General features: G+C 62.1%; 14 protein-coding genes. 12 read left to right on the plus strand and 2 right to left on the minus strand.

Annotated elements, in window-relative coordinates; translation table 11 throughout:
• The 5 genes from VK804_RS05900 to VK804_RS05920 all read left to right on the plus strand — a co-directional run.
• The coding region (locus VK804_RS05900) for a biotin--[acetyl-CoA-carboxylase] ligase (RefSeq protein WP_414642725.1) at positions 1-364 on the plus strand (364 nt) is incomplete at its 5' end.
• Entirely contained in the window at positions 364-2,034 is a 1,671-nt protein-coding gene (locus VK804_RS05905; protein WP_325368826.1) for a ribonuclease J, read from the plus strand. The genes VK804_RS05900 and VK804_RS05905, both read left to right, overlap by 1 nt.
• A 16-nt stretch (positions 2,035-2,050) precedes the next feature.
• Positions 2,051-2,455, plus strand: a complete 405-nt coding sequence (gene mce, locus VK804_RS05910) for a methylmalonyl-CoA epimerase (protein WP_325368828.1) — start codon at positions 2,051-2,053, stop codon at positions 2,453-2,455.
• 7 nt (positions 2,456-2,462) lie between these two features.
• The gene (locus VK804_RS05915; protein ID WP_325368830.1) at positions 2,463-2,732 is read left to right on the plus strand and encodes a DUF1467 family protein; all 270 of its coding nucleotides are present in this window, start codon (positions 2,463-2,465) and stop codon (positions 2,730-2,732) included.
• A gap of 22 nt (positions 2,733-2,754) precedes the next feature.
• The gene (locus tag VK804_RS05920; protein WP_325368832.1) at positions 2,755-3,102 is read left to right on the plus strand and encodes a hypothetical protein; all 348 of its coding nucleotides are present in this window, start codon (positions 2,755-2,757) and stop codon (positions 3,100-3,102) included.
• 34 nt (positions 3,103-3,136) lie between these two features.
• On the opposite strand, the gene VK804_RS05925 is transcribed toward VK804_RS05920, so the two are convergent.
• Positions 3,137-3,568, minus strand: coding sequence for a globin (locus tag VK804_RS05925; protein ID WP_325368834.1), 432 nt, complete (start codon positions 3,566-3,568; stop codon positions 3,137-3,139).
• A gap of 12 nt (positions 3,569-3,580) precedes the next feature.
• On the opposite strand from VK804_RS05925, the gene VK804_RS05930 reads away from it, so the two are divergent.
• Entirely contained in the window at positions 3,581-3,850 is a 270-nt protein-coding gene (locus tag VK804_RS05930; protein ID WP_325368836.1) for a hypothetical protein, read from the plus strand.
• Between the two features lie 104 nt (positions 3,851-3,954).
• On the opposite strand, the gene VK804_RS05935 is transcribed toward VK804_RS05930, so the two are convergent.
• On the minus strand, positions 3,955-4,446 hold the full coding sequence (locus VK804_RS05935; RefSeq protein ID WP_325368838.1) for a formylmethanofuran dehydrogenase subunit E family protein: 492 nt from the start codon (positions 4,444-4,446) through the stop codon (positions 3,955-3,957).
• 259 nt (positions 4,447-4,705) lie between these two features.
• Between VK804_RS05935 and VK804_RS05940 the strand changes: the two genes are divergently transcribed.
• The 6 genes from VK804_RS05940 to proS all read left to right on the plus strand — a co-directional run.
• Positions 4,706-5,086 (plus strand): DUF2946 domain-containing protein, encoded by a 381-nt coding sequence (locus VK804_RS05940; protein WP_325368840.1) that lies wholly within the window; start codon positions 4,706-4,708, stop codon positions 5,084-5,086.
• Between the two features lie 92 nt (positions 5,087-5,178).
• Positions 5,179-7,689 carry a TonB-dependent receptor gene (locus VK804_RS05945; RefSeq protein ID WP_325368842.1) on the plus strand — a complete coding sequence of 837 codons (2,511 nt, stop codon included), beginning with the start codon at positions 5,179-5,181 and terminating at the stop codon, positions 7,687-7,689.
• A 133-nt stretch (positions 7,690-7,822) separates the two neighbouring features.
• Positions 7,823-8,350 carry a copper chaperone PCu(A)C gene (locus VK804_RS05950; RefSeq protein ID WP_325368844.1) on the plus strand — a complete coding sequence of 176 codons (528 nt, stop codon included), beginning with the start codon at positions 7,823-7,825 and terminating at the stop codon, positions 8,348-8,350.
• A gap of 9 nt (positions 8,351-8,359) precedes the next feature.
• Positions 8,360-8,890 carry a YcnI family protein gene (locus tag VK804_RS05955; RefSeq protein WP_325368846.1) on the plus strand — a complete coding sequence of 177 codons (531 nt, stop codon included), beginning with the start codon at positions 8,360-8,362 and terminating at the stop codon, positions 8,888-8,890.
• Entirely contained in the window at positions 8,851-10,473 is a 1,623-nt protein-coding gene (locus VK804_RS05960; protein ID WP_325368848.1) for a copper resistance CopC/CopD family protein, read from the plus strand. The genes VK804_RS05955 and VK804_RS05960 overlap by 40 nt, the downstream gene beginning before the upstream one ends.
• A 199-nt stretch (positions 10,474-10,672) precedes the next feature.
• The coding region (gene proS, locus VK804_RS05965; RefSeq protein ID WP_325368850.1) for a proline--tRNA ligase at positions 10,673-11,533 on the plus strand (861 nt) is incomplete at its 3' end.

Raw genomic sequence — 11,533 nt, forward strand, 5'->3', positions numbered from 1 at the left:
CATCGGCACCAATATTGTCGCAGCCCCCGAGGGTACGCCGACGCCGGCGACTTCGCTGGCGGCGCTGGGCATCGATGTTGGCGCGGAGGAACTGTTCGGCGCACTGTCGGATAGCTGGGCGGAATATCGTGGCGTCTGGGACGGCGGGCGCGGCTGTGGTGAGGTCCGGCGGCTTTGGCGGGAACGGGCCGCGGGGCTTGGACAGCCGGTTTCGGTTCACACCGGCGCCTCCACGGTCGAGGGGATATTCGAGACCATCGATGAAACCGGCTGCATGATGGTCAGGGCGTCGGGTGGCCAGCAGATCCTGATATCGGCGGGAGATGTCTATTTCGGCGCCGCGGCATCAGCGGGAGCAGCCTGATGGCGCGACCGGATGAACTGACCTTTGCGCCGCTCGGCGGCGTCGGCGAGATCGGCATGAACCTGTCGATCTATGGCCTCGGCAACCGCCACCAGCGTTCCTGGCTCGCGGTCGATCTCGGGGTCTCCTTCGGCGACGAGGAACATCTGCCGGGTATCGATCTCATCATGCCCGACATCAAGTTTCTCGAAAAAGAGCGCAAGAACCTGATCGGGCTGGTGCTGACGCATGCCCATGAAGACCATTTCGGCGCCATCATCGACCTCTGGCCGAAGCTGAAATGCCCTGTCTATGCGACCCAATTCAGCGCCGCTTTGTTCGCGGCCAAATGCGCCTCCGAGCGCAATCCGCCGAAAATCCCGGTCACCGTGGTGCCCTCCGGCGGCCGCATCGAGCTCGGGCCGTTCGGCGTCGAGTTCATTCCGGTTGCGCATTCGATTCCGGAATCGCACGCGTTGGCGATCCACACTTCGGCTGGCACCGTGCTGCATACCGGCGACTGGAAGATCGACCCAACCCCGATCATCGGGATGCCTACCGACGAGCGGCGCTTGCGCGAGCTGGGCGATGCCGGCGTGCTGGCGCTGATCGGCGATTCCACCAACGCGGTGCGGGAAGGGCGCTCGCCCTCTGAAGCCGAAGTCGCCAAGACCATCGCTGAACTGGTAAAGGGCGCCAAGGGCCGAGTCGCGGTGACGACGTTTGCCTCCAACGTCGCGCGGCTGCGCGCGGTCGCCGATGCGGCAAGAGCCGCCGGCCGCGAGGTCGTGGTGGTTGGCCGCGCCATGGAGCGGGTGGTGCAGGTGGCGCGCGAGACCGGTTACCTCAACGGCGTGCAGAATTTCCGCGGCGCCGATCTCTACGGCCATTTTCCGCCCGACAAGGTGCTGGCGCTGTGCACGGGGAGCCAGGGCGAGCCGCGCGCGGCGCTGTCGCGCATCGCCAATGACGATCATCCAGAGGTGACCTTGAACAAGGGCGACTGCGTGATCTTTTCCTCGCGTACCATCCCCGGCAACGAAAAGGCGGTCGGCGCCATCATTAACGGCCTGATCAACCAGGGCGTCGAGGTCATCACCGACCGCACCCATCTGGTCCATGTCTCCGGCCATCCGCGCCGCGACGAGTTGCGCGACATGATTTCGTGGGTGCGGCCGCAGCTTCTGATCCCGGTTCACGGCGAGGCGCTGCATCTGTTCGAGCATGCGAAACTGGCGCGCGCCGCCGGCGTTCCCAAGACCCTCATCTGCCGCAACGGCGATCTTGTGAAACTAGGTCCGGGCGATCCCGGCATCATCGACCAATTGCCGTCGGGCCGGCTCTACAAGGACGGCACGATCCTGGAGGATGCCAAGTCGCGTGCGGTGGTCGAACGACGCAAACTGGCGTTCGCGGGCTGCGCCTTTGTCGCGATCGCGGTGAACGAAAAGGGCGAACTGGCCGACGATCCCGAAGTCGATCTGGTCGGCATGCCCGAGAAGAACAGGGCCGGCGAGGTCATCGACGAGATCGTGTTCGACGTCGTGGTGTCGACGGTGGAGAGCTTGCCGCGGGCGCGGCGGCGTGATCCCGACGCCATGGCGGAATCGGTGCGCCGGGCGGTACGCTCCGTCATCAACGAGCATTGGGGCAAGAAGCCGTTATGCTACGTTCACGTCCTGACGATCTAATGCTTCGGAGGGGTTCATGCTGGGCCGGCTCAATCATGTCGCGATCGCGGTCAAGGACGCCGAGAAGGCCGCGAAGATCTATGGCGCAGCCTTCGGCGCGGAGATTTCACGCGCGGTGCCGCTGCCCGAGCACGGCGTCATCACCGTGTTCGTGACGCTGCCCAACACCAAGATCGAATTCATCCAGCCGCTCGGCGAGGCCTCGCCGATATCAAAATTCCTCGAACGCAATGCCGACGGCGGCATCCATCACATCTGCTACGACGTGCCCGACATCATCGCCGCGCGCGACACGCTGATCAAGGAGGGGGCGCGGGTGCTCGGCGACGGCACACCGAAGATCGGCGCGCATGGCAAGCCGGTGCTGTTCCTGCACCCGAAGGACTTTTCCGGCGCGCTCGTCGAAATCGAACAGGCCTGAGGCAGCGATGGTCTACACGATCTCAACCGGCTTTGCGATCTACTTCGTGATGTGGTGGCTGGTGCTGTTCGTGACGCTGCCGTTCGGCGTGCGCAGCCAGCACGAGGATGGCGGCGGTGCGCCCGGCACCGATCCCGGCGCGCCGGTTGTAACCGGAATGGGCCGCAAGCTGATCTTGACCACCGTGATTTCGGCGATCGTTTTCGCGGTCTCGATGCTGGCCTATAATGCCGGGCTGTTGAATGTCGATCGGCTGTCGAGGCTGATGGGGATATAGCTCTGATCGGGGGAAAACGCGGATGACGTTGCAAAGAGCCACTTTGGGGCTGTTGATCCTGACCATCGCCGGCCTTGCCGGGGCCTTCTACATCGACTGGAAGCTGGCGGTGCAACTGCGGACCGTGAAGGCCTTTGTCGAAGGCTATGTCTTCGCCGAGGCGGTCGCGGCCTGCGAGAAGGCGCCGAGCTCGACCCCGTTCAAATGGAATGGCGGCACCTCTACCGCCGTCGTCGGCTTGAATTCGGTCAAGCTCGACAAGTACACGGTCAGCGCCAGCTATACGCTGGTCGCCGACGGCATCTATTGCGACTACGATCCGATCAAGAAGAAGGCCGATATCGGCTCGAATTTCCTGGAACGGGATTAAGGCGTTTGGCGCACCGACAATTCCAGCCGGCGTCTCAGGGAGCGGACGTGCATGCGGGCTCGGCCTGATCCTGATCAGCGACGACCTGATCGAGCTGCTTCAGCAGATCCTGCCACGCCGCGTCGATCTCCGGCGACCAGTCGCCTCCGAGAACGTCACGCAAGCTGTCCCTGATCACGCCGAAGAACTCGCCGAACAGGTTTCGGGGGGTGCCATAGGCGTCGTGCGAGGTCACCTCGCATTCGATCAGGCGGAAATGTCCGCGGCGCTCGCCTGCAAAATCCAGGATGGCCTCGATGGTCAGCGCCAGCATCGAGCCCTTGACGAGGTCGCTGCCCTGGCTGCGGAACATCGCCTGGGCCTCCGGGTGTTGCTGGAACAGGCGGCGATAGACCTCCGGCGTCAGGTCCTCGCAGCGCTCCGCGGCGAGCTCGAAACTGTGATGGATCGGATTGCCTGGCGTCATCGAGTTCGCCGCATGGCTAAAAAGAAAGCTATCGCAAAAGAAAAAAAGAGCAGGGCACAAAGCCCTGCTCTAAAAATTGTGTCGACCCTATTCACCCGAAATTTGGATTTGATCTTGATTGACGGGTTGACGCTGCTTGTGCGCGTCAGGGCTCCTCCCGAGACTTGGACCACCAGACTTCTGCCTTTCGGCCAGCCTGAGCCCGCACTGGTAGACCATCTTTTTGCTCTTGTCATCAATTTCGGCAACGAATGTCCAAAATTAGAGCAATTTGCGAAATGATCGCAATTTCGCCACCCGAGGTTGCGCGCGGACCGCGCGAATTGGTCTTTTGGCTAAGGGGCGGCGCAGAAAACTACGGAAACTTCGGGCCTGTCGATCCGCGTCTATAGCGCCGGTTCCGATTTGAACAGTCCTTCGGCTGTCATCGCGGCGTCATATCTGGCGGGCGGTTCGGATTTGTTCCAGCCCAGGATCTTCGGCAGCCAATCGTCGGAGACCGTGTATTTCAGGCCTTCGCCGGTCTTGCGATTGCGGATCACGATCATCGCCATGATTCCCGGGGGTGCCTTTTCGGGCGCGATCTGCAGGGTGCCTTGTCCGGGGCTGGCCTGGGTTGCGATCATCACGCCGTCGGCGATGCACGGGCAGGGCGGCTTCTCGCCATTGTAATAGGTCACGCTGAGGCCGCGCGGGTCCGCCTTCAGTTTTTCCCTGGCGTCGAGGCCGATCCGGATGCCGACAGGGATGAAGGCACCGAAGGCGCCGTGAATTCGCGCGCCGAGTTCGATCCATTGCTCCCGGGTTTCCGAATGCGCGGAAGACAGGCCGGTTAATGGCAGGATGAGCGCGGCAATGGCAAGCAGTGTTTTTTTCAAGACGACCTCGGCCGCAGCGGCTACATGCCTCAATCCACTTTAGCGGTCGAGCGCGATCCATGTCGAGATCGGTCGCCGAAGGGCTCCCGTCAAAGCATGCAATTCCGGCGGCAAAAACTCCGGCAGCGGCGACTTATTCCCGGCTGTTGCCGGGAGTACGGAACAAGATTCCGGCCGGGCTGACTATCCTCGCGAGGCCGCGAAATCTCGACAAGCGGCAGCGTCGGTGGTAGGAAATCAGGGCGTTTTGGGGACAGTCATGCGACGGCGGCTGGAAGCGATCATTCCAATCGTGCTGCTTGCGATCCTGGTGCAGTTGATTGCGCCGATCGCGGCGTTTCGTGCCGTCGCCTACGCCGCCACCGATCCCCTCCAGATGGCGTCGATCTGCTCCGAAATGGCGGCCTCCGCGGATGAGGCTCAGACCGCGCCCGCGGGAACGCCGCACGACCATGGAGGCTGTTGCGCGTTCTGTGCTGCCGGACACGGCGGCGGCGTAGCCGTCGAGCCACCGTCGCTCGTTTCGGCAAGCCTGCAGCGGCAATACCAGCTGGTATCGTGGCTGCAAGCCGAGGATCCGGTGTCTGTGGCCCGCGTCGGCTCCAACGCGCAGGCCCGCGCGCCACCGGCCATTTCCTGACCTAACGAACACCGAATGATCTGTGCGGCTGCGCCGCGCCGATCGACGCCGTTCAACAAACTGGCCATCGCGCCAGTGTCAGGACCGTTCCAATGTTTCCCTCTCGCAGGCTGGGTGGCGCAAGTACGCTCGTGCTCTGCAGCGCTCTTTCGGCGATCCCGCCGGAGGCAGCAGCGCAGGCGCCGGATCAAACGCTGCCGACGGTCAACATCGAGGCGCCGAAGCAGCATCAGGCCGCGCAGCCGGCAAAAAGGCCGCCGCAACGAACCGCTGTCGCGTCCAGGCAAAAGAAACCGCCCCCAGCCACCGCGGCCAAACCGGCGGTCGCCGAGAGCGATGCCGGCGGCGTCAAAGCCTCGCTCGCCACGCCGCCGATCAAGCAGCGCTTCCAGCTGCCGCAGGAGAGCTTCAGCATCACCGCCAAGAAAATCGACGAGACCATCAACCTCAAGGACCCCGAAGACGCGATCAAATATTTCCCGAGCCTGTTCGTGCGCAAGCGCAATGACGGCGACAACCAGGCGGTGCTGGCGACGCGGACCTGGGGCCTCAATTGCAGCGCGTGCACGCTGATCTACTATGACGATCTTCTGATCTCCGCGCTGATCGGCAACAACAATTCCGGCGCCTCGCCGCACTGGAATCTGATATCGCCGGATGCGATCGCGCGGATCGATTTCCTCGATGGCCCGTTTGCCGCCGCTTACCCCGGCAATTCGATCGGGGGCGTCTTGCTGATCACTTCGAAAATGCCGGATCACGCCTTCGCAACGGTGAAGCAAACGGTGTCGGTGATGCCGTGGAACCAGTACGGCACCAAGGACACCTATGCGAGCAGCGTCACCAGCGCGTCGGCGGGCAACCGTGACGGCAATCTCTCCTGGCTGGTTAGCGCCAATTACCTTGACACCTATCAGCAGCCGCTGACTTACACCACCAACGGCAGCGCTCCCGTCAACACCGCCGGAACTTTTCTGGCGCTGAACAAACAAGGCGTCGTAACCGACGTGGTCGGCACCGGTACGCTGGCGCATTCGCAGCAGACATCGGGCAACGTCAGGTTGGCCTACGATATCTCGCCGCTGGTGCAGGCGACCTATTCCCTCGGCGTCTGGAATAACGTCCAGACCTCCAATCCGCAGACCTATCTGACGTCGACGGTGAACGGCTCACCGACATTCGGCAACGTTGCCGGGTTTGCCAGCAATAAATACGTCTGGGATCAGACCCACCTCAGCAACGCGATTTCACTCAAGAGCGACACCAAGGGCACCTACGACTTCGATTTCTCGGCATCGACCTACAACTACCTCCAGGATATCATGTACAATCCGTACACCGTCAGTCCCTATACAGTGGCAGGCGGCGTGGTCACGTCACAGGGGAACGGTTATTCCGAAAACGGCAAGGTCACCCGCAATGACGGCACCAACTGGCAGAACGTCGACGCCAAGGGCATCTGGCGGCCATACGGTTACGACGGACCGCACGAAATCTCCTTCGGCATCCATGGCGATCGCTACGACCTGGAAAACCCGGTCTATTTGTCAAATATCTGGAACGCCACACCGGCCACGGGGAACGGTCAGTTGTTTTCGGACGGTGTCGGCGAAACACGTACGGGCGCGCTGTGGGCACAGGACGCCTGGAAAATTACGTCGCAACTGAAGCTGACACTGGGCGCACGCGAGGAAGTCTGGCAGGCGCTGGACGGTTTTAATGTTAATTCCGTCGCTCTATTAGGCGGCACACCAACGACGCCGATACCCACCCTGCATTCGGTACCAACATCTCAACCAGGACTTAACTCCGCCAATTTCTCGCCGAAGGCATCGCTGTCTTATGACATCAACAAGGATTGGAACGTCACGGGCAATTTCGGCGAGGCCTATCGGTTCCCGACCGTCACCGAGCTCTACCAAAACGCCTCATCGGGCACCACGCTACTCACTCCAAATCCGAACCTGACGCCGGAGCAGGATCTGAATGGAGAATTCGTCGTCGAGCGGCATTGGAGTGATGGTAAAGTCAGGCTGACGTTGTTTAGGGAACACGTCAACAACGCCATCATTTCGCAAACCAACTTTGTAACGGGAAGTACGACTAACGTTACAACTTTCTCCAACGTTGGTGCGATCCGGATGCAGGGCGTCGAACTGGCGGCAGATAAAGACAATGTTGTGATCAAAGGCCTTGAGGTCTTCGGCAGTGTGACCTACGTGGATTCGCGCATTCTCTCGGACTCAACTTTCGTCAGCAATATAACGAACCTGCCCACAAACGTGGTGGGCAATCGTGTGCCCTATGTGCCGGATTGGCGCGCCAAGCTCGGAGCCACCTATCGGCCAAATGACAAATGGGCCTTCACATTCGCGGCACGTTACAGCGGCAAGCAGTACTCTACACTGGACAACTCCGATATCGTCTCCCACGTCTACGGCGCGTTCGACAACTACATCGTCGCCGATCTGAAGGTGCACTATAACGCAACGCAGAATTTCTCTTTCGATTTCGGCATCGACAATCTCTTCAACGAGCAATATTTCCTGTTCCATCCATTCCCGGGAAGAACCTTCGTTCTCGCCGGGAAATATACGTTCTAGGAGTAGTAGCCGTCATCGCGAGCACAGCGAAGCAATCCAGATTGAGGACACACCGCGGTTCTGGATTGCTTCGTCGCTTCGCTCCTCGCAATGACGACAAAAACAAGAAACTAACGCTGATAAGGAGAATCCCATGAAACCGATCGCACGCAGCCTCGCTTTTACCGTTCTGCTCGCATGCCTGTTCGGCTCACCGTTGCGCGCCGAGGAGGTCAAGGCCGGAGATATCGTGATCACGCAGGCCTGGGCCCGCGCCACGCCGGGCGGCGCCAAGATCGGCGGCGGTTATCTCACCATCGAAAACAAGGGCTCCGCACCGGACCGGCTGATCGGCGGTTCGGCCGAAATCGCCGGCAAGGTCGAGGTCCATGAAATGGCCATGAAGAACGGCGTCATGACGATGCGCCCGCTCGACAACGGGTTGACGATCGAGCCCGGCAAGACCGTCAAGCTGGCGCCCGGCGGCTACCACCTGATGATGTTCGACCTCAAGGGCCCGCTGAAGCAGGGCGACAAGCTGCCGCTCACGCTCGACTTCGAAAAGGCCGGCAAGGTGAAGCTCTCGCTTGACGTCGAAGGTGTCGGCGCGAAGGGGCCAGCAGGCGAGGCCGATACCGGCGGCAAGATGGACATGAAAATGTCGCCCGGCATGAAGATGTGAGGAGCGATGATGTCGAAGGCTTTCTATCGGCTTTTTCTCTCCGCGGTCGGCGTGTTCGCCATCTCGTCGGCGAGCGCGCATATTACCTTGGAGAACCGTCAGGCGACGATCGGGTCATCCTACAAGGCGGTCTTCGCCGTGCCACACGGTTGCGCCGGCTCCGCGACGGTCAAGATCCGCGTTCAGATTCCCGAAGGGGTGATCGCGGTGAAGCCGATGCCGAAGCCCGGCTGGAACGTGGAGACGGTCAGGGGCAAATATGCCACCGAGTACGATTATCACGGCGCCAAGTCCGCCGAGGGCGTCAAGGAGGTGGTCTGGAGCGGCGGCAAGCTCTCGGACGACAATTACGACGAATTCGTCATCAGCGCCTTCCTGACTGGCGCGCTCAAGCCAAACACGACGCTCTATTTTCCGACCGTGCAGGAATGCGAGCAGGGCATCAGCCGCTGGATCGACATTCCCGCCGGCGAGGATGCCGGCCATGCCCATGAGAGCAAATGGCCGGCACCGGGCGTCCGGCTGCTGCCGAAACCTTGACCGCGCAAACGAGCCGCCTGATCGCCGGGCTGGCGACGCTGCTGATTGGTCTCTGCCTTGCGACCGGTGCATTCGCGCACGCATCGCTGGTTTTCGCGGAGCCCGCCGACGGCAGCGTATTGTCGACACAGCCGAAGGTCGTGGAATTGCGGTTCAACGAGGCCGTGACGCCCGCCGTGATCAACCTGATCGATGCGGCCGGTCGTGTGCGCGGCGACGCCATCGTGCATGCGGCGGGCGAGGCCATCGTCATCGACGTGCCGCAAAACCTGCCGCGGGGAACGCAGGTCGTCAGCTATCGCGTCATTTCGGCGGATGGCCATCCAGTCGGGGGATCAATGCTGTTTTCGATCGGGACCGTGACCACCGCGGCAAAGATCCCGAAGAATGACGGCACGGTCGACGTCCTGATCTGGCTGGCTCGAACAGGGGTTTATCTCGGATTGTTCGCGGGGGTGGGTGGGGTCTTCTTCGTGACCTGGATCGGCAAGATGCGCGCGGGCGCGGGCGTGATCAACGCCGCCCTGACCGTCGGTCTGGCAAGTGCTGCGGCCTCGCTCGGGTTGCAAGGCCTCGACGCACTGGATATTCCGCTTCATGACCTGTCGCTGGCGGCGCCGTGGCAAGCCGCGTTTGCGACGAGCCTTGGGCCATCGCTGCTGATCGCGGCGGTGGCGATGGTGGCAGCGATCGTCGCGTTGCAGGCGCAATCGGTGGGCACGGCGCGCGCGCTGTCGGCGCTGGCGCTTGCCGGTGTCGGCCTGTCGCTGGCGACCACCGGCCACGCCGCGGCCGCTCCGCCGCAATGGACGACCCGGCCGGCCGTGTTCCTGCACGGCGTCGGCGTCGCTTTCTGGATCGGAGCGCTTGCGCCATTGGCAGCAATGGTTCGGCGACCCGGCAAGGGTTTGATTGCGGTCGTTATCCGGTTTTCGCGCATCGCAGTCGCGGTCGTCGGCGTGCTGGTGCTGACCGGCTTTGCGCTTGCCGTCGTCCAGCTTCAGAGTTTTGGCGCGCTGATCGAGACCAAATACGGCATCATCCTTTCGATCAAGCTGGCGCTCGTCATGGTACTGCTCGGTTTGGCCGCGCTCAACCGCTTTCGCCTCACGCCGGCGCTTGCCTTCGAACCTCTGAACACACGGCCGCTGTGGCGCTCGATCCTGACCGAGTGCGTCGTTGTTTTGGCGATCCTGGCCGTGGTCGCGGGCTGGCGCTTCACGCCGCCGCCGCGCGCGCTTGCCGCCGCCATCACGCCGCTGGCGCTCCATATCCACACCGACGATGCGATGTTCCAGGTTCTGGTTTCGCCGGGCACGGTCGGCGCCGACAGTTTTGTGCTGCAGCTGATGAACGGCGATGCCAGTCCGCTTGCCGCCAAGGAAGCAACGTTGACCCTGAGCCTGCCCGAGCGCGGTATCGAACCGATGGAGCGCGCAGCCACGCTCGGTCCGGACGGCTACTGGCACGTTCGCGAGGTGCTGCTGCCTTATCCCGGCCGCTGGCACCTACGCATCGACGCGCTGGTCACCGACTTCCAGAAGATCACGCTGGAAGACGACATCGACGTGCCGGCGCCTTAACGCCCCGCAAAACGGGACTTTTTTCCACACTTCGAGCCTTCCGGCCCATTCGCGCCTTATTCGCACCCTCAACGTCATCTGCAAAAGGTCAGGAAATCCGCAAGCTTAGCGGCATTTCCTGATGCCGCCCTTGTGTTTTCGCAGCCGATCCGGTTTCACTGCTGCCTTCCCGTGCCTGACCGATTCTCCGAGTATGCCCATGCGATTGTCGCGGTTTTTTCTACCCATCTTGAAGGAGAATCCGAAGGAGGCCGAGATCGTCTCGCATCGCCTGATGCTGCGGGCGGGCATGATCCGGCAGGAGGCGGCGGGCATCTATGCCTGGCTGCCGCTGGGATTACGGGTGCTGAAGAAGATCGAGCAGATCGTCCGCGAGGAACAGAACCGCGCCGGCGCGCTGGAATTGCTGATGCCGACGTTGCAGCTTGCCGACCTCTGGCGCGAAAGCGGCCGCTACGACGCCTATGGTCCGGAAATGCTGCGCATCACCGACCGGCACAAGCGCGAGCTTCTGTTCGGGCCGACCAATGAGGAAATGATCACCGAGATTTTTCGCGCCTACGTGAAATCCTATCGCAGCCTGCCGCTCAATCTCTATCACATCCAGTGGAAATTCCGCGACGAGCAGCGCCCGCGTTTCGGCGTCATGCGCGGCCGCGAATTCCTGATGAAGGACGCCTATTCCTTCGACATCGACGAGGCGGCTGCCCGGCGCGCCTATAACCGGATGTTCGTGGCCTACCTGCGAACGTTTGCGCGGATGGGATTGAAGGCGATCCCGATGCGCGCCGAAACCGGCCCGATCGGCGGCGATCTCAGCCACGAATTCATCGTGCTTGCGGAAACCGGCGAGTCCGCCGTGTATTGCGACCGCGACGTGCTCGACCTGCCGGTGCCCGGTGACGAGATCGACTACGACGCGGATCTGGCTCCGATCATCAAGCAATGGACCTCGGTCTATGCCGCGACCGAAGACGTCCATGACGCCGCGCGTTTCGAGCGCGAGGTGCCCGCCGACAAGCGCGTGCACACCCGGGGTATCGAGGTCGGCCAGATCTTC

It is taken from the genome of Bradyrhizobium sp. (genome assembly GCF_035484855.1).
Taxonomy (GTDB): domain Bacteria; phylum Pseudomonadota; class Alphaproteobacteria; order Rhizobiales; family Xanthobacteraceae; genus Bradyrhizobium.

What these genes read in the sequence shown, in the direction of transcription:
- VK804_RS05905 (WP_325368826.1), top strand. Translation starts at nt 364, where the DNA reads ATGGCGCGACCGGATGAACTGACCTTTGCGCCGCTCGGCGGCGTCGGC.
- mce (WP_325368828.1), top strand. Translation starts at nt 2,051, where the DNA reads ATGCTGGGCCGGCTCAATCATGTCGCGATCGCGGTCAAGGACGCCGAG.
- VK804_RS05915 (WP_325368830.1), top strand. Translation starts at nt 2,463, where the DNA reads ATGGTCTACACGATCTCAACCGGCTTTGCGATCTACTTCGTGATGTGG.
- VK804_RS05920 (WP_325368832.1), top strand. Translation starts at nt 2,755, where the DNA reads ATGACGTTGCAAAGAGCCACTTTGGGGCTGTTGATCCTGACCATCGCC.
- VK804_RS05925 (WP_325368834.1), bottom strand. Translation starts at nt 3,568, where the DNA reads ATGACGCCAGGCAATCCGATCCATCACAGTTTCGAGCTCGCCGCGGAG.
- VK804_RS05930 (WP_325368836.1), top strand. Translation starts at nt 3,581, where the DNA reads ATGGCTAAAAAGAAAGCTATCGCAAAAGAAAAAAAGAGCAGGGCACAA.
- VK804_RS05940 (WP_325368840.1), top strand. Translation starts at nt 4,706, where the DNA reads ATGCGACGGCGGCTGGAAGCGATCATTCCAATCGTGCTGCTTGCGATC.
- VK804_RS05945 (WP_325368842.1), top strand. Translation starts at nt 5,179, where the DNA reads ATGTTTCCCTCTCGCAGGCTGGGTGGCGCAAGTACGCTCGTGCTCTGC.
- VK804_RS05950 (WP_325368844.1), top strand. Translation starts at nt 7,823, where the DNA reads ATGAAACCGATCGCACGCAGCCTCGCTTTTACCGTTCTGCTCGCATGC.
- VK804_RS05955 (WP_325368846.1), top strand. Translation starts at nt 8,360, where the DNA reads ATGTCGAAGGCTTTCTATCGGCTTTTTCTCTCCGCGGTCGGCGTGTTC.
- VK804_RS05960 (WP_325368848.1), top strand. Translation starts at nt 8,851, where the DNA reads ATGGCCGGCACCGGGCGTCCGGCTGCTGCCGAAACCTTGACCGCGCAA.